Origin of the sequence: Acidovorax sp. CCYZU-2555, from assembly GCF_018413525.1 — a bacterium.
In the GTDB taxonomy this organism is placed as follows: Bacteria; Pseudomonadota; Gammaproteobacteria; order Burkholderiales; family Burkholderiaceae_C; genus Comamonas.
In genome coordinates this window covers 11,371-27,254 of the sequence record NZ_JAHCDD010000005.1, presented here as the reverse complement: position 1 = coordinate 27,254, position 15,884 = coordinate 11,371, and the positions used below count along the sequence as shown (strand labels likewise).

The 15,884-nt window shown below is 55.6% G+C and carries 16 protein-coding genes; 10 read left to right on the top strand and 6 right to left on the bottom strand.

Translation table 11 applies throughout. The annotated features are described in order from the left end of the window. Positions 1 to 19: 19 nt before the first annotated feature. From KHY18_RS02805 to msrA, 5 genes are all read right to left on the bottom strand, one after another. A complete protein-coding gene (locus KHY18_RS02805) occupies positions 20 to 2,122 on the bottom strand; it encodes a TonB-dependent receptor domain-containing protein (protein WP_213294098.1) in 2,103 nt (700 codons plus the stop codon). Positions 2,123 to 2,263: 141 nt separating this feature from the next. Further along, a complete protein-coding gene (locus KHY18_RS02800) occupies positions 2,264 to 2,695 on the bottom strand; it encodes a hypothetical protein (RefSeq protein ID WP_213294097.1) in 432 nt (143 codons plus the stop codon). 45 nt (positions 2,696 to 2,740) lie between these two features. Further along, entirely contained in the window at positions 2,741 to 3,022 is a 282-nt protein-coding gene (locus KHY18_RS02795; RefSeq protein WP_249728869.1) for a hypothetical protein, read from the bottom strand. A gap of 47 nt (positions 3,023 to 3,069) precedes the next feature. After that, positions 3,070 to 3,531, bottom strand: coding sequence for a Fur family transcriptional regulator (locus tag KHY18_RS02790; RefSeq protein ID WP_349630238.1), 462 nt, complete (start codon positions 3,529 to 3,531; stop codon positions 3,070 to 3,072). 146 nt (positions 3,532 to 3,677) lie between these two features. After that, positions 3,678 to 4,232 carry a peptide-methionine (S)-S-oxide reductase MsrA gene (msrA, locus tag KHY18_RS02785; protein WP_213294095.1) on the bottom strand — a complete coding sequence of 185 codons (555 nt, stop codon included), beginning with the start codon at positions 4,230 to 4,232 and terminating at the stop codon, positions 3,678 to 3,680. A 72-nt stretch (positions 4,233 to 4,304) separates the two neighbouring features. Between msrA and KHY18_RS02780 the strand changes: the two genes are divergently transcribed. From KHY18_RS02780 to KHY18_RS02755, 6 genes are all read left to right on the top strand, one after another. Next, the gene (locus KHY18_RS02780; protein WP_213294093.1) at positions 4,305 to 5,588 is read left to right on the top strand and encodes a site-specific integrase; all 1,284 of its coding nucleotides are present in this window, start codon (positions 4,305 to 4,307) and stop codon (positions 5,586 to 5,588) included. Positions 5,589 to 6,204: 616 nt separating this feature from the next. Further along, complete coding sequence (locus KHY18_RS02775; protein ID WP_213294090.1) at positions 6,205 to 6,432, top strand: hypothetical protein; 228 nt, start codon at positions 6,205 to 6,207, stop codon at positions 6,430 to 6,432. Next, on the top strand, positions 6,432 to 6,596 hold the full coding sequence (locus tag KHY18_RS02770; RefSeq protein WP_213294087.1) for a hypothetical protein: 165 nt from the start codon (positions 6,432 to 6,434) through the stop codon (positions 6,594 to 6,596). The genes KHY18_RS02775 and KHY18_RS02770 overlap by 1 nt, the downstream gene beginning before the upstream one ends. A 130-nt stretch (positions 6,597 to 6,726) precedes the next feature. Continuing rightward, entirely contained in the window at positions 6,727 to 7,098 is a 372-nt protein-coding gene (locus KHY18_RS02765) for a hypothetical protein (RefSeq protein WP_213294085.1), read from the top strand. 442 nt (positions 7,099 to 7,540) lie between these two features. Further along, positions 7,541 to 7,876: a plasmid mobilization relaxosome protein MobC gene (gene mobC / locus KHY18_RS02760; RefSeq protein WP_213294082.1), complete on the top strand. Its 336-nt coding sequence runs from the start codon at positions 7,541 to 7,543 to the stop codon at positions 7,874 to 7,876. Then, positions 7,873 to 8,868, top strand: coding sequence for a relaxase/mobilization nuclease domain-containing protein (locus KHY18_RS02755; protein ID WP_213294079.1), 996 nt, complete (start codon positions 7,873 to 7,875; stop codon positions 8,866 to 8,868). The genes mobC and KHY18_RS02755 overlap by 4 nt, the downstream gene beginning before the upstream one ends. A gap of 9 nt (positions 8,869 to 8,877) precedes the next feature. On the opposite strand, the gene KHY18_RS02750 is transcribed toward KHY18_RS02755, so the two are convergent. Beyond that, positions 8,878 to 9,726 carry a hypothetical protein gene (locus tag KHY18_RS02750; RefSeq protein WP_249728868.1) on the bottom strand — a complete coding sequence of 283 codons (849 nt, stop codon included), beginning with the start codon at positions 9,724 to 9,726 and terminating at the stop codon, positions 8,878 to 8,880. Positions 9,727 to 10,112: 386 nt separating this feature from the next. Between KHY18_RS02750 and KHY18_RS02745 the strand changes: the two genes are divergently transcribed. From KHY18_RS02745 to KHY18_RS02730, 4 genes are all read left to right on the top strand, one after another. Continuing rightward, complete coding sequence (locus tag KHY18_RS02745; RefSeq protein WP_213294076.1) at positions 10,113 to 10,565, top strand: VOC family protein; 453 nt, start codon at positions 10,113 to 10,115, stop codon at positions 10,563 to 10,565. Positions 10,566 to 10,738: 173 nt separating this feature from the next. Then, positions 10,739 to 11,446: a TetR/AcrR family transcriptional regulator gene (locus tag KHY18_RS02740; protein ID WP_213294074.1), complete on the top strand. Its 708-nt coding sequence runs from the start codon at positions 10,739 to 10,741 to the stop codon at positions 11,444 to 11,446. Between the two features lie 16 nt (positions 11,447 to 11,462). Beyond that, complete coding sequence (locus tag KHY18_RS02735; RefSeq protein WP_213294071.1) at positions 11,463 to 12,641, top strand: efflux RND transporter periplasmic adaptor subunit; 1,179 nt, start codon at positions 11,463 to 11,465, stop codon at positions 12,639 to 12,641. Between the two features lie 13 nt (positions 12,642 to 12,654). Then, positions 12,655 to 15,840 (top strand): efflux RND transporter permease subunit, encoded by a 3,186-nt coding sequence (locus tag KHY18_RS02730; protein WP_213294068.1) that lies wholly within the window; start codon positions 12,655 to 12,657, stop codon positions 15,838 to 15,840. The last annotated feature ends 44 nt before the right edge of the window (positions 15,841 to 15,884 follow it).

The window sequence follows — 15,884 nt, the reverse complement described above, 5'->3', positions numbered from 1 at the left end:
ACCGGCACTTCAGGACCCCTTAGAAGTCCATCTTCACGCCCACGGTGATGTTGCGCCCCATCAGCGGCGCAGCCGACTTGATGAACGAAGTGTGCGCATAGCCCAGGCGATCGGTCAGGTTGCGGCCCTTGACATAGATCTGCCAGGGCGTTCCGCCCGCAGTGCGCATCTGGTAGCTGGCCGACAGGTTCAGCATGCCGTAGCCGTCGGTCGTGCTCTCGAATTCCGCGACGCGGTTCTGCTTGCCCACCTGCACCCACTCGGCCATGCCTTGCCAGCCGTTCCAGCGCGCGTCCACGCGCAGGCCTACACGTGCCGAAGGAATGCGCGGCAAGGTGCCGCCGGCATCGAGCCGTGCGCGCACGGTGTCGCCGAACAGCGTCACGCCCCAATGGCTGCCCAGGCGCTGTCGCACCTGGCCTTCGAGGCCCGTGAAGCGCGCATCGGCCTGGCTGTACTGCAGCAGTTGCAGGCCGTCGTGCTCGTCGAGCGTGCGACCGTAGATGTAGTTGTTGACGCGGTGCTGGAACGCGCTGACGCTGAACGTCGTAGGCCCGGCGGTCTTGCGCAGCGACAGGTCCCAGGCCTTGGACTTCTCGCGCTGCAGATCGGCATTGCCGCGCTCATACGTCGATGTGGCCATGTGCAAGCCCTGGGCGTAGAGCTCTTCCACAGTGGGCAGACGGCTCGAATGGGTGAAAGACGTCGCGAGCTGGTAGCCCGGCACCAGTTGCCAGACCGCGCCCAGCGACGCCGAAGTGCCGCTGTGCTTGCGCTCCAGGCCCGAAGTCAGCGCTTCGGCGGTCTGGCGTTCGTGGCGCAGTGCGCCTTCGAAACGCCAGTCCTGCCAGCGGTACTCTTCGAGAATGAACAGGCTGTTGCGCCGCGTTTCGGTCGGCTGCACATAGGCTTCCTCGCCGATCGCGCTGAACTTGCGATTGGTGGTCTGCATGCCGACCACGCCGCGCAGCCCGCCAATCGGCAGGTGCTCGACTTCGACGCGCGCATCGTGCGCCTTGTTGGTGAAGGTCGTGGCAATCGCGCCCTCCTCGATCTCGTCGTGGCGGTAGTCGGTGACGCCGGCACGCAAACGTACGGCGGCCACGCCCGCAAACGGCTGACGCAGCTCGCCGCGCAGGTCCACGCGCTCGCTGACCATGTCAACCACAGGCACTTCGCTTTCCGCGTGGTCGTGATCATGGTCGTGTTCATCGTGGTCATGCCCATCGTGGCTGCCGCAATGCAGGTGATCGCCATGGGTATGGCAGCCTTCGAAATCATGGCTGTGGCCCGGCAGGCCGTAGCGCGCTGCCTGGCGGGTATAGGCCGCGCCCAGGTAACCCTGCGTGCCAATCCACGACAGCCCCAGGCTGCCGGAGTCGCCGCGGCTGAAGCTGCCGCCCACGCGCTTGCCGTCGGCCCAGCCGCTGCCCACGCGGTAGTCATCCGCGTCGCGCTTGAGGCCTTCGACATGCACCGCCACCTGGCCTGCGCCGCCGGTCAGCGAGAACGCCCCGGCTTTCTCCTTCGCGCCGCTGCCATAGCGCACTTCGGCGCTGCCTTCGTAGCCCTTTTCAGGAATCTTGGTGGGAATCTTGTTGTCGAGAATGTTGACCACGCCGCCCATCGCGCCGCCGCCGTGGATCAGCGCCGAAGGGCCGCGCAGCACTTCGATCTGGGTGGCAAGCATGGGCTCCATGGCGACAGCATGGTCGGGGCTGATCGACGAGGCATCGTGCAGCTCGGCGCCGTCGCTGAGGATCTTGACGCGCGGGCCGTCCATTCCGCGAATGATGGGGCGGCTCGCGCCCGCACCGAAATGGCTGGACTGGATGCCCGGCTCGCCGCTGAGCGTCTCGCCCAGCGTGGCTTCGCGGCGCAGCACCAGCTCCTGGCCTTCGAGCACGCTCGCGGGCGTGGTCATCTCGCTGCCCGATTGGCCCAGGCCGCCGGCCGAGACCGTGACTTCGGACAAAGCGTTCTCGGCCACGGCCGGCGCCACGCTCTGGGCCGAAGCCAGGCCCGAAAAAGCCCAGGCGGCCAGGGTGGCGCAGGCGATGGCGACCGGCGTGGGGCGCGCAAAGGTGAAAGACTCACCCCGGAGGGATTGGATGCGGTGCATGGGAACGCTTTCTAAACAGGCATGGCGGCGCGCCGGGGCAAAGCAATACACCGGGAACGCGCGACGCCGGCGCAGGTCGGTGCCTGCGCGAAAAATCAGGGGAACGGGGAATACGGCGCCGCGAAACGGGCGCCGCGAAGATCAGGCGGCGGCGGGCGGCGCGCGCGGATCGAAGAAAGCGGCCGAACCGGCGAATGCGGTTCTGCCTTCCACATGGCGTGGAGGTTCCTGGAGCAAGGCCGCAGGCAGAGCCTGGGCGAGTATGGGCGGGCTGGCCCAGGCATTGAGCTGGTCGTGCAGCTGGCAGTCGCTGTGGCTGTGACCGACAAACAGCGCCAGCAGCCAGGGGTCGGCGTCGGCTTGGCGCGCGCCGGAATGCACCGCCGCCGCGGTCTGCGAATGCGCATGCGCATGCACAAGGCCCGCCGTGGACTGCCCCTGCCACGCGGGCGGATGCAGCACCTGGTGAATGCGCCCCAGCGCGGGCGCGAGCAGCATCGCCAGCACCAGCCACCACAGCAGGCGCGCGGGCGCAGCGGCGCGCGGGCGGGCAACTGGGCGAGGTGACTGCATGGGGGTCGGGGCGGTGAAGCGGCTGCGCAGTTCAGTTCAGGCGGCTCAATGGGCGTGGCGCATGCCGCAGTACTTGCCTATGGCCAGGCCCTTGCAGGCCTGCAGCAATTCCTTCTGGCAGACCGCATGCGCCTTGCCCGCGGCCAGGCATTGGGCCGCGCCCTGGTGCGCGGCGGCCATCGCCTGGTGGCGCTCGATGTCGACCTTCAACTCCTGCGCGGTGTGCTTGTCCTTGTCCTTGGCATCGTGGTCATGGGCCTGGGCCACGGGCAGCACCGACAGGCTCAGGGCGGCAAACAACAGGGCGGCGGTGCGCAGGACGTTCATGGCGGATCTTTCAGGCAGAGAAGGTGAAAACAGAAATGGGGAGCGCATCAGGACACGGCGTCGGGCGTCTGCACACAGCCGGCGCAGCGCCCGCGCACGGCCAGGTCCAGCCGCAGTTCCTCGTGGCCTGCGGCCTGCAACTCCTGGCGCAGCGCGCGCAATGCGGTCTGCAAGCGCGCCTGGTGGCCCGCAAGGCGGAACTGCTGGTGGCAGCCGTCGCATTCGAAACGCGGCACCTGCGCCGCGCCATCCGCGCCGCACGGCATGTAGCGCGCGATCCGGTCGGCATCGACACTGCGTTCCAGCAGACCGGCCGCATGCAGCTTGTTCAGCAGGCGGTAGACCGTGACGCGGTTCACGGCAATGCCCTGGACCTGCAGGCTGCGCTCGACATCGGCTTCGCTGACCACAGCGTCAGGGCGCGCGGCAAACAGCGCCAGCACGGCCTGGCTGGCGCGCGTGGAGCGCATTCCGGCAGGCAGGGTCAGGGGAGCGTTGGCGATGGGCATGGAGGGCGCGGAGATAAACAGAAAATCTCGGTTGCCGCGCGCACCTAAGCACAGGCACTAACGCAACCGCGTTGCATTATGCCCAGTTTTTCCCAGATTTTTTACAAATACCGGACGCTTGCCCTAACGCCCGGTGAACGCGCTCGTCAGGCGTCGGGTTTCATCCACTGCGAGAAGCTCTTGCGAAACTTCTGCACCTTGGGGCTCACGACAAACGCGCAGTAGCCCTGCTCCGGGTGCTGGCGGAAATAATCCTGGTGGTAGTCTTCGGCGGGCCAGTAGCTTTCCAGCGGCAGCACTTCGGTCACGATGGGACCGCCCGCCTCGGGCGCCAGCTCGGCGATCACGCCGCGCGCCACTTCGGCCTGCAGCGCATCCAGGAAGTAGATGCCGCTGCGGTATTGCGTGCCCACATCGTTGCCCTGGCGGTTGAGCGTGGTCGGATCGTGCGTCGCGAAGAAAATCTCCAGCAACTGGCGCAGGCCGATGATCTGCGGGTCGAACACCAGACGCACGACTTCGGCGTGACCGGTCGTGCCTTCGCAGATCTGCTCGTAGCTGGGGTTCTTGACATGGCCGTTGGCATAGCCGCTTTGCACGTCCATCACGCCGCGCACGCGATCGAACACGGCTTCGGTGCACCAGAAGCAACCTCCCCCAAGATAGATAGTTTCTTGACTTAAGTTGTTGATTTCATTCATAATGCCTCTGTTTCGAAGTCGAAAATTTCACAATAAAAACGCTAGATTTCACAAATTTTTTGAAGATTTCACATGATCACTCTGCCCCGTGGCATCCAAAAGCTTGAGAGATCCAACAAGGACGGTTCGAAGGTCATCGCTTTTCGTGTGCAGATGAAGCGTAAGAACATAGTAGTTGACCAGCTGTTTCCGTCTGTAGAAGAAGCTCTTAACTTCTTGAACGAACAAAGAGCAAAGCTCAAGTTGGACAGAGTTCGTATTAAAGTTTCATCAAAAGATATAGATACTGATGAACGAAAACGATTTATTGAAAACTACTTTACCAATCCACCATTTTCAAAGTGCATTGAAAAATATATAGAAGTTTATGTAAAGCCGAGGTACGAAAAATTTCTACTTGAAAAATATCTGCATAACACAGCAGAATCGAAGATGAAACTCAGAAACTACAATAATACATTGAGTTTCTTCAAAACAATTAAGAACACGAACGTCAAACAAGAGTTTTGGGGGTCAATGGAAATCGTTTTTGAAGGTGGATTCAATAACACAGATACAAAACTCGGCAGTGTAAATATCGAAGATATTGACGTTAGAACCATCAACTCATATATTCAAACCAGAGCTTTGATGGGAATAAAAGCTGTATCAATTCAAAGAGAAATTACATACATAAGCAACGTCTTCAACAAATTAAAGTACTTAAGTGCAGATTTTGAAAAAATCAAAAATCCTACCAAAGATTACGACAGAGATTTACTTAAACTTGCAGAGAAATCCCCTAATCGATTATTCAGATTTACAGACAATAGAAAACAAGAGTTCTTAACTGCAATTCATACCCACGAGAATCCAGATTTTTCAAGAATTATTGAGTTAATGCTATTAACTGCTATGCGACGCTCTGAAGTGGTATTGCTGAAATGGTCACAAATCTATGGTGATTACATCGAGCTTGAGCAAACAAAAACTACCCCTCGAAATGTTTTTTTGACTAAAGAAGCCAAGGAACTAATTCAATCAATACCACGCCACCAGAGCCGCGACAGGCTGTTTAAATACACCGTGCTAGGGTTCGATGGCTCTTATACCAAATGGCTCAAAGACCACGGCTTTAGCGACATTACAAGCCACAAGCTACGCAAAGAAGCGATAAGTAATTTTGTAGAGCGTATTGGTGCAGAAAATTCTCTTCTAATCGCTGAAATACTTGGTATTTCTAGTGTGCGAAAGCTCGAAGAGAACATTAAAAAGATGCCGACCTCTATCATAAATCAAAGCGATTTGCTTAAGAATGTTGGTCATAAAAACTCAGATGTGACTAAAAGACATTATTTCTCATTGAAAAAGTCTTGACTTTAATAAAGCATCTGATAAAAAGAAAAGGGTAAGCAGTTTACAAGACTACTTACCCAAGTTAAACAGCATTGCCGTGCTAAGTAACCTCTTTAAATCAAGTATATGAATACTTAAACTAAAAGTCAAGATTACCCAACCACTGCAAACGCTTGTTGCAGTGGTTTTTTATTGGTATTTAAATTATGCGTCAATTGAGTTTCACGATTCGTTTATATACCATTTATTCAAGCATATAAGCTCTTTAGAGGGATGAATAATAAATCAAGTTACTAGAATGGACACTGTAGAAAGTAACACGTAAGACTAGTCAGACACGCTACAGGTAGTTAAAGCATTACGCACTGATAAACAGAGACAGCTTAAGTAATGCCCAATGGGGTGTGAAAATTGTTCTCGTGGCCTAGATGTGAAAAACGTCAGATGGTTCAAAGTCCAAACCCGTTTTTTCAAAAAACGGGTAGGGTAAAACTTTGGGCCATCGTGTGGTAAGCGAAGCCAAAAGAAAGGGCTTAAGCGAAGCTTAAGTATACAGATGGCACAAAGAGAATAAAGATTAGTTGATTTATATTGATTTTTATCTTACATGAATAATAACTAAAAAAGGATGCTCAATATGATGACTGGTTTTTTGTTTGTTTTTGGCGTGATTGCTGCGATACTTTCTATCGCATTGATCCTGAATGGATTTTTTTGGAAATGGATTGTATTCCCAATTGTTTTTCTTATTGGTGGCTTTTATTTAAAAGACCTTAAGGGTGAAGATTTTTATATTGGCGTAGCATTATTTTTGGGATTGTTATTTTTATGGGCTTACATCCTGGATAAAACAGAGGATAAATGATGCAGCTACAAAAATTAACAGACTTCTATTTTTACGACAAAGAACAAAAAAACTCAAAAGGATTTTTTTATATTCTTAAATTAAATGACAATGACGAATTAAGAAGAGTAGAAAATTTCTTCTACGATGAAAAAGCAGATGAGCTATTTGTCTGTGAAGAGTAAAAAACCAACCACCTTAACAGGTGGTTTTTTTACTTACACTATTTAGGCCAGAAAATAAAAATATCTTTTACCTTGATTTTTTCTTTTTATCTGATAATTTGGAATATATATAAAAAGAAAGAGGTGAAAAATGGATAGAAGTGAATATATAGCTATGTGTAGCGACAATGGTCGAAAAGGTGGGAAAAAGAAAGCAGAAAATCGGCGTGCATTTTTAGAAAAAGCATCTAGAAAAGCGATAAATTTATACGTGAATGATTTAACTTTAAATCAAAGTGATATAGCAGAGATTTGCGGAATTTCTCAAAGCTACGTAAGTAAATGCACGGAAGGATTGAGCAAAATACGCAAAGCAAATAAGAGCACCAGGAAGACAATAAATCAAGAAGAAGTTTTAAAAGTCATCTCAATTTTTCACACGAATCAAAAAATTGAAATGGAATTTTTGAAGCAAGTTTTCGAAGATAACCAAGAAGAAATTGATAGCGATTTTAAGCTATAAAATAAATTTATTATATACACTATAGCTTTTCAGATTTTTTGAGCAAACCAAAAGAACCTATAGGGTTCTTTTTTTAATGCCGATTTATCGGGGTGGCTGTTTGTCTTGGGCGTTTCAAAAATCAGCTTCATGCTGATTTTTTCAAAGATAACTTTGACTTTTGTATTTGCGTAGCTTAAGCTTAATATTATCCAAGCAAGGGTAATCAAATCGCAAGCGATTATGATAACCAGTCACTTCGTTCCTTCCCTTGTTAGAGGGTTGCACCCCCTAAGACCCTGCTAATACCACCAGCCTAAACGGCTGGTAACACCCAAAATACCAAACAGCCACCACACCTAAAGGCTTGAGGTTTTAGACTTGGTAGGACCTTGGCATAAGGCTAGAGAATATTTTTATTTTCTGCCCTTAAAAATAAGAATAAGAATAAGAAGGTTAAATTATGAGAAAAATAACAAGAACAAAAAGTATTGAAATACGTTTGACTGATGATGAACTCAATGCACTTCATCAAGCCAAAGGTTCCCAAGGAACCTTGGCACGTTATGCCAGAGAGAAACTTCTGTCAGATACTACATACGTAGAACGTCAACAGACAATAAGCCAGTATACAGAATTGATTTTTCAATTAAAAAAGATTGGCACCAACATAAATCAAATTGCTTATCAGCTAAATAAATACGATATTTCGAAAGTCGAGGCAATCGTAGCATTGAGGCAAGAGCTTAAAAACATAAGAGCTTTAGCAGATGAAAAAGTCGATGAGGTTATCAAATGATAATCTCAACTTTCAAAACTGGCAAAGGCAAAAGCAAAGGCCCCCTTAATTACCTGCTAGGCAATGATAAAGACAATAATCCAAGAAACCCAGCACCTATTATCGTTAAGGGCGACAAGAGGCTTACAGAGGTTCTAATTGACTCAAATCACAGACAGTATAAATACACCAGCGGTGCTATTGCATTTAGAGATAATGAAAAACCCACATCCCAGCAATTAGAAAAAATTATAAGTGCTTTTGAAAAAACGTTCACCCCTGGATTAGAGGAACGTGTTCCCATTCTTTGGGTAAAACACGAGGACAAGGGCAATATTGAATTGCATTTCATTTGCCCAATGCAAGACAGTAAAACAGGGAAACAGTTCAACATATGCCCACCAGGTAATCAGTTTAAACAGATGTTTAAAGACTTCCAGAGCCTAGCAAATGATGCAAACGACTGGGAACAGGTTAGGCCAAATTTATTTAAATCTCAAATGACTAAATTCGAAGTAATTGCACCAGAGGAAAAGCCACTGCAATTAAAGAAGCTTTTATCATCAGATTTAGAAAAAAGGGTGGAAAATGGAAGTTTAAAAAATCGCAATGATTTTATCGAACTGATAAAAAAAATTGGATTTGAAATTACGAGAGTTGGAAAAGATTATCTAAGCATTAAGCATCCGAAGGCAAATAAAGCAACCAGATTAAAAGGACCGGCATTTTCAGAGGGGGTCTTTTATTCAGACCTGCTTAATCAGTCTGATAAGTCCGCAAAGCTTACAGATACAGAACGTAATGACGTTAAGAAGAGACTTGCTAGAGCCATGAAAAATAGACAACGTAGCTTGCTGGAATATCTTGACAATGCTCCTAAAGTTGTGATGGATAAAAAACCAGCACAAGAGGTCATCAAGTTAGATGCCAGCAACATATCAAACGTTAGAAGTGAACCGCCACAGGCTACGCCTGACCTACCCGAAATTTCTAGCCAAAGGCTAAAAATTTAGGACAGGAATTTATTTTTGCTTATTGATTTTATTATCAAACCTGACAATTGCCTGTATTGTTGCCAAAAAATAGTAAAACATCCAACTTAGCCAAATATTGGCATCGTAGTCAGTTTTTTGACTTTTACTATGATGCCTAATTCCATAGTTGTTTATAAGCTCAAACAAAAAGCTTTCATCCTTTCTATTTAAACTATTTTTAATAGCAGGCTTCAAATACTCCAAAACATCGGCTAAATCTCTTACCGCCTGCTTTCTGTCATCGACAGACGAGCCGTGCCTTCTGTAATTCTTTATTGCCTTGTCTACCCGTGATTTTATATTTTCCTCATCACTTGTTGGAATATCTGCAGTAAAAAGATTCTGAAAACCTTCATCTACTTTGGAAAGAATTAAACCCTCTTTTGAAAGTTCGAATTTAATTTCATAATGAGAAAGAAGTTTGTTTATCTCGACGACAAAGAAATCTTGCCCTTCTTTCTTATTGAATGTTTCCCAATGCATTCCACATTCATTATGTGTGTGCATAAAACCGTCAACAGGCTTTGATATTTTTTGATAAAGATATTCTATAATATCCAGCAAATCATCTTCAGAGTATTGAGAGTAATAAGTTTCTATTGGAAATAAATGTTCTTTCCTTAAAGCAAGAAAAATATCAAGATCGGGATCTTCTAATGTTCCAGCAACATCTCCTGCATCAACACAATAGAAGCCGAAAACCTCGTCAAAGTACCCTTTAACTCTAAAACCTTTGTAAAGCCGTCCAAAAAGCATAAGGAGACTGTCCAAAGGTATCCCGTTCGCAAGAGGATTCAGTCCGTTCCTCAACGAGTAGTACTGTTGCTGTTGACTCATTTAATTTTTAGAACAAAGGTTTCGATGATCTTCGATAGCTTGAAAGATGTCTATCTGAGCAGGAAATTTCACAAAAACAACACAAAGAAAAATTTCACAAACCCATATAAATCAAAGACTTACGCAGCAAGTAGTACATCCGTGCACCAGAAGCAGCCGCCGCCCAGGAAGATCGTCTCCAAGTTGCTATCTTGTTGATTCTGAAGTTTGTTTTCCATGGCGGTGTTTCCTGAAGTCTGAAAAGGAGCTGGGCAAGTTTAGGGTATGTAGGGGCAGCAAGGCGAATGACCAGCCCTGAACGCCGGACCCGCCGGGCCTGCAGCGACAATTCCTCGCACGCCCGGGCCTGCGCGGGCCGCCAGGCAACCTTCAAGAGAGCGCTTTCCATGGATTTGAAATTCAGTCACATCGACGTGTTGGTGAACGACCTCGAAGAGGCCTGCAGCTACTACGCCAGGCTTTTCCGCGCCGAAGTCTCCAGGACCCAGACCTGGGATCGCGGCGGACTGCGGGTGCACTATGCGATGGTCAGGTTCGGCCAGGAACGCTTCATCCTCGTTCAGCCCCTCCAGGGCAATCTCAAGGAACTGCTCGACAGCCAGGGGGAAGGCACGATCTACCGCCACTGCTATACAACGCCCGACATCGAAGCCGCCTACGATGAATTCATCGCCCAGGGCGTGCAACCCGAAGACGAGAACGGCATCGCTCTGACGAAGGACAGTCTGCAGTCCCCCAGCGGTACACGCATCCTCTGGCTGCCCAAGAAGTTCGGCAATTTCTCCATCGAACTGCTGGAAGAAAGCGAACTGAACAAGTTCATTCAGGACATTTTCTGAGCATCGCGGCCCCGATTTGGCCTGGTTGCCGGACCGCGTCGAGGCTGCCCTGTTTATCCCAGCGGCCATTCCCTCCAACCCGCTGCGCGATTGCACGCCAATGCGGCTTCACACGCCCGCGCATTGACGCTCGCAAAGCCCCTGGTTATATTAATAACCCATCAGTCATTAACATGCCCCATTCCGCTTCCGACCCTTCCTCGCCGACCGCCGACGCCTCCGAGCCGCAGCGCCGCTCGCGCCGCAAGAACGCCCGCCCGGGCGAGTTGCTGGCCGCGGCGCTCGATCTGTTCGTCGAAAAAGGCTATGCCGCCACGCGCGTGGAGGAAGTCGCGTCACGCGCCGGCGTGTCCAAGGGCACGCTGTTTCTTTATTTCGCGAGCAAGGAAGAACTGTTCAAGGCCGTGGTGCGCGAGAACATCGCCGGGCGCTTTGCCGAGTGGCAACTTGAACTCGATGTGTTCGAAGGCGACAGCGAGGCCTTGCTGCGCCACTGCTATGCGGTCTGGTGGGAGCGCATAGGCAGCACCAAGGCCGCGGGCATCACCAAGCTGATGTGCAGCGAGGCCCGCAACTTCCCGGCGCTCGCGCATTTCTACCAGCGCGAAGTGATGCTGCCCGGCAATGCGCTGGTGCGGCGCATTCTGGAGCGCGGCATCGCGCGCGGCGAAATCCGCCCGCTTGACCTGGACACCGGCGTCTATCTGGTGCTCGCACCGATGATGTTCCTGATGTTCTGGCAAAACTCCATGGCCTGGTGCGTGCCCACGCATGCCGACCACGCCCCTGGCAGCGGCTGCGCCGTCATGCCGTTCAGCCCCGAAGCCTATCTCGAGGCCCAGGTCGACAATTTGGTACGCGGCCTCGCGCTGCGCGCCTGATTCATTCCACGCCCCCATGCCACGCCGCAAAGTCCTGCTTCTGGTGATCGCCGCTGCGCTGGCCGTGTCGGTCGCCGTGGGCCGCGCGCTCATCAAGCGCCAGCACCAGCAGCAGGCCGGGCAGCAGGCGGCGAGCGCCGCGCCCTTGCCGCTGCGGCTTTCGCCCGGCGAAGTGCTGACCGTGCAGCGGCGCGCCTTGCCGCTGGGCGTGCACGTATCGGGCGTGGTCGAAGCCCTGCAGGTGGCGAGCATCAAGTCGTACGCCGCGGGAACGCTGCAGGACTTGACGCTGCGCGAAGGCGACAGCGTGCAGGCGGGCCAGGTGCTCGCGCGCGTCGATGCCGCGGACGCGAGCGCGCGCCTGCGCCAGGCGCAGCAAGAGGCCGAGGCGGCGCGCGCCCAGCAGTCGATACAGCAACGGCTGCACAGCAACAACGAGGCGCTGGTCGCCCAGGGCTTCATTTCGCAGACCGCGCTGCGCACGTCGGACGCCAATCTGCAGGCCGCGCGCGCGCAGTACCAGTCAGCCCTGGCCCAGGCCGATGTGGCGCGCAAGGCTGTGGCCGACACCGTGCTGCGCAGCCCGATCGCGGGCCAGGTCGCGCAGCGCCTGGTCAACAACGGCGAGCGCGTAGCCGTGGAAGCCAAGGTGCTTGAAATCGTCGACCTGCGCCAGCTGCAACTGCAGGCGCTGCTGCCGCCCGCCGATTCGCTGCAGGTGCGCGTGGGCCAGCAGGCGCGGCTGCGCCTGGACGGCAGCGCGCAGGATTTCGCGGCGCGCGTGGTGCGCGTAAGCCCCCGGGCCGATGCCGCGACGCGCAGCGTTGCGGTCTATCTGCAGCTGCTGCCGCCCTCCTCCACCGACACGCCCGTGCTGCGCCCCGGCATGTTCCTGCAAGGCCAGATCGATCTGGAGTCCGGTGCGGCGCAGCCCCCCCTGGCCCTGCCGCTGGACGCCGTGCTCACCGACAAGCCCCAGCCCTATGTGCAACTGGTGCTGACGACCAACGGCCAGCAGACCATCGCCCACCGCGCCGTGACCGTGGGCGCGCGCGCCCTGATCGACGGTCAGGCCTGGGCCGCGATCGAAGGCGTGGCCGAAGGCAGCCAAGTGGTGGCGTCGGGCGCGGGCGCGCTGCGCGAAGGCACGGTGGTGGAGATCGCAGCCAGCGCCAGCGCGCCGCCGCCGCGCTGAAAGCCCGCCGCACATGTGGTTCACGCGCGTCAGTCTGCACAACCCGGTGTTCGCGACCATGGTGATGCTCGCCTTGCTGGTGCTGGGCGTGTTTTCCTACCAGCGGCTCAAGGTCGACCAGTTTCCCAATATCGACTTCCCGGTGGTGGTGGTGACCGTGGCCTATCCCGGCGCGGCGCCCGAGATCGTCGAAAGCGAAGTCACGCGCAAGATCGAGGAAGGCGTGAACTCCGTTGCCGGCATCAATGCGCTGACTTCGCGCAGCTACGCGGGCACCAGCGTGGTGATCATCGAGTTCCAGCTGCAGATCGACGGTCGCAAGGCGGCCGAAGACGTGCGCGAGAAAGTGGCGGCCGTGCGGCCCTTGCTGCGCGACGAAGTCGAGGAGCCGCGCGTGCAGCGCTTCGATCCCGCCGACGCCGCGGTCTGGTCGCTGGCCGTGCTGCCCACCAACGAAGGCCGGGACAAGCCGCTGTCGCCTGTGGAACTCACGAGCTGGGCCCAGCAGGTGCTCAAGAAACGGCTGGAGAACGTGCGCGGCGTGGGCGCGGTCAATCTCGTCGGTGCGACGCCGCGCGAAATCAATCTCTATCTCGACCCCCAGGCGCTCGAAGCCTTCGGCATCAGCGTGGACCAGGTCGCGCAGGCGGTGCGCAGCGAAAACCAGGACCTGCCGCTGGGCGCCGTGCGTTCGCTCACGCAGGAGCGCATGGTGCAGATCGACGCCCGCATGCAGCGCCCCGCAGATTTCGCCGACATCATCGTCGCGCGCCGCCAGGGCAGCGCGGTGCGGCTGGGCCAACTGGCCCGCGTGCTCGACGGCGCGCAGGAAGTCGAAAGCCTGGCGCTCTACAACGGCCAGCGCAGCCTGCTGCTGTCGGTGCAAAAAGCCCAGGGCGACAACACCATCGAAGTCGTCGAAGGCCTGCGCCGCGCCGTGGCCGCGATGCAGGCCGAGCTGCCGCCGGGCATTCGCCTCGAAGCCATTGGCGACATGGCGCGGCCGATACGCGTGGCCGTCGACAATGTGCGCCAGACGCTGATCGAAGGCGCGGCGCTCACAGTGCTGATCGTCTTTCTGTTTCTCAACTCATGGCGCTCCACGGTCATCACCGGGCTCACGCTGCCGATCGCGCTGATCGGCACCTTTCTGTTCATGCACGCGCTGGGCTTCTCGATCAACATGGTGACGCTGATGGCGCTGTCGCTGTGCGTGGGTCTGCTGATCGACGATGCCATCGTGGTGCGCGAAAACATCGTGCGCCATCTACAGATGGGCAAGACGCCCTATGCCGCGGCGCTCGACGGCACGCAGGAAATCGGCCTGGCCGTGCTCGCGACCACGCTGTCCATCGTCGCGGTGTTCCTGCCCATAGGCTTCATGCAGGGCATCATCGGCAAGTTCTTCCATGAGTTCGGCCTGACCATCGTCGTCGCGGTGCTGATCTCGATGTTCGTGAGCTTCACGCTGGACCCCATGCTGTCGAGCATCTGGCACGACCCCAGCGTGCACGCGCCGGCCGAGCCCGGCCAGCGCAAGAGCCTCTACGACCGCAGCATAGGCCGCGTGACCGCCTGGTTCGAGCGCGCGACCGAACAGCTGGCCGGCGTCTACCAGAGCATCCTGCGCTGGGCGCTGGGCCACAGGCTCGCGACCGCGCTTTCGGCGCTGGCCATCTTCGCGCTGAGCCTGGTGATGGTGCCGCTGCTGGGCACCGAGTTCGTGCCCAAGGCCGACTTCTCCGAAACCACCATCCAGTTCCATACGCCCGAGGGCAGCTCGATAGAAACCACCGAGGCCAAGGCCAGGCAGGTCGAAGCGCTGCTCCAGGCCCTGCCCGAAGTGCGCTACACGCTGGCGACCATCAACACCGGCGCGGCGCGCGGCAAGACCCATGCGAGCATCTACGTGCGCCTCACGGACCGCCATGAGCGCAAGCGCAGCGTAGAGGCGCTGGCCACCGAGTTGCGCACGCAGCTGCGCCAGGTCGCGGGCATCACCGTGACCCAGGTCGGCCTGCTCGACCCCGTGGGCGGACAAAAGCAGATCGCGTTCTCGCTGCAGGGCCAGGACCTGGCCGAGTTGGGCCGGCTCAACCGGCAGGCGCTGGCGTTGATACGCGACATTCCCGGCCTGGTCGATGTCGACTCCAGCCTCCAAGGCGATACGCCGCGCGTGACGCTGGTCATCAAGCGCGACGCCACCTCCGATCTGGGGCTGTCGACCGGCGCCGTGGCGAGCGCGCTGCGCACGCTGCTCGCGGGCCAGGACGTGGGCAACTGGCGCGCGAGCAACGACGAAACCTACGACGTGCAATTGCGCCTCGCGCCCGAAGACCGGCTGTCGCCGCTGCAGCTCGGGCGCCTGCCGCTGCTGGTCACGGCCCAGGACGGCACGCGCCGCAGCATACGGCTGGACCAGGTCGCCGAGATCCGCGCATCGGCCGGGCCCAGCCAGATCAACCGCCGCGCGCTCACGCGCGAAGTGTCCATCACCGCCAACGTGTCCTGGCGCTCGGTGGGCGAAGTCTCGGCCGATATCCGCAGCGCGCTCAAGGGCCTGGCGCTGGCCCCGGGCTACAGCTGGCAATTCAACGGCTCGACCAAGGACATGAACGAATCGTTCGGCTACGCGCTGTCGGCGCTGGCCCTGGCCATCGTGTTCATCTACATGATCCTGGCGAGCCAGTTCAAGAGCTTTCTACAGCCCATGGCGCTGATGACCGCCCTGCCGCTGACGCTGATCGGCGTGGTGCTGGCCTTGCTGATGTTCGGCTCGGCGCTGTCGATGTTCTCGATGATCGGCGTGATCATGCTGATGGGCCTGGTGACGAAGAATGCCATCTTGCTGGTCGATTTCGCGATTCGCGCGCGCCAGGACACCGTGGACCCCGATACCGGCGCCGTCACCCGGGGCCTGGCGCGCGAGCCCGCGCTGCTGCTCGCGGCGCGCGTGCGGCTGCGCCCCATTCTGATGACCACGCTGGCGATGATCTTCGGCATGCTGCCACTGGCCTTGGCGGTCAGCGAAGGCTCCGAGCAGCGCGCGCCCATGGGCCAGGCAGTGATAGGCGGCGTGATCACCTCCTCGCTATTGACGTTGGTGGTGGTGCCGGTGATGTACTGCTATATGGACGATCTTGCCAACTGGGCGCGTCGCCTGGCGGGGCGAACACGCCACAAACCGGGCCCGGGCTGAAACATATGCCCACTCGCTCGTAGAATCAAAGGTTTGTCGAGATC

What these genes read in the sequence shown, in the direction of transcription:
- KHY18_RS02755 (WP_213294079.1), top strand. Translation starts at nt 7,873, where the DNA reads ATGATAATCTCAACTTTCAAAACTGGCAAAGGCAAAAGCAAAGGCCCC.
- KHY18_RS02745 (WP_213294076.1), top strand. Translation starts at nt 10,113, where the DNA reads ATGGATTTGAAATTCAGTCACATCGACGTGTTGGTGAACGACCTCGAA.
- KHY18_RS02750 (WP_249728868.1), bottom strand. Translation starts at nt 9,726, where the DNA reads ATGAGTCAACAGCAACAGTACTACTCGTTGAGGAACGGACTGAATCCT.
- KHY18_RS02780 (WP_213294093.1), top strand. Translation starts at nt 4,305, where the DNA reads ATGATCACTCTGCCCCGTGGCATCCAAAAGCTTGAGAGATCCAACAAG.
- msrA (WP_213294095.1), bottom strand. Translation starts at nt 4,232, where the DNA reads ATGAATGAAATCAACAACTTAAGTCAAGAAACTATCTATCTTGGGGGA.
- KHY18_RS02775 (WP_213294090.1), top strand. Translation starts at nt 6,205, where the DNA reads ATGATGACTGGTTTTTTGTTTGTTTTTGGCGTGATTGCTGCGATACTT.
- KHY18_RS02735 (WP_213294071.1), top strand. Translation starts at nt 11,463, where the DNA reads ATGCCACGCCGCAAAGTCCTGCTTCTGGTGATCGCCGCTGCGCTGGCC.
- KHY18_RS02765 (WP_213294085.1), top strand. Translation starts at nt 6,727, where the DNA reads ATGGATAGAAGTGAATATATAGCTATGTGTAGCGACAATGGTCGAAAA.
- KHY18_RS02805 (WP_213294098.1), bottom strand. Translation starts at nt 2,122, where the DNA reads ATGCACCGCATCCAATCCCTCCGGGGTGAGTCTTTCACCTTTGCGCGC.
- KHY18_RS02795 (WP_249728869.1), bottom strand. Translation starts at nt 3,022, where the DNA reads ATGAACGTCCTGCGCACCGCCGCCCTGTTGTTTGCCGCCCTGAGCCTG.
- KHY18_RS02740 (WP_213294074.1), top strand. Translation starts at nt 10,739, where the DNA reads ATGCCCCATTCCGCTTCCGACCCTTCCTCGCCGACCGCCGACGCCTCC.
- KHY18_RS02770 (WP_213294087.1), top strand. Translation starts at nt 6,432, where the DNA reads ATGCAGCTACAAAAATTAACAGACTTCTATTTTTACGACAAAGAACAA.
- KHY18_RS02800 (WP_213294097.1), bottom strand. Translation starts at nt 2,695, where the DNA reads ATGCAGTCACCTCGCCCAGTTGCCCGCCCGCGCGCCGCTGCGCCCGCG.
- KHY18_RS02730 (WP_213294068.1), top strand. Translation starts at nt 12,655, where the DNA reads ATGTGGTTCACGCGCGTCAGTCTGCACAACCCGGTGTTCGCGACCATG.
- KHY18_RS02790 (WP_349630238.1), bottom strand. Translation starts at nt 3,531, where the DNA reads ATGCCCATCGCCAACGCTCCCCTGACCCTGCCTGCCGGAATGCGCTCC.
- mobC (WP_213294082.1), top strand. Translation starts at nt 7,541, where the DNA reads ATGAGAAAAATAACAAGAACAAAAAGTATTGAAATACGTTTGACTGAT.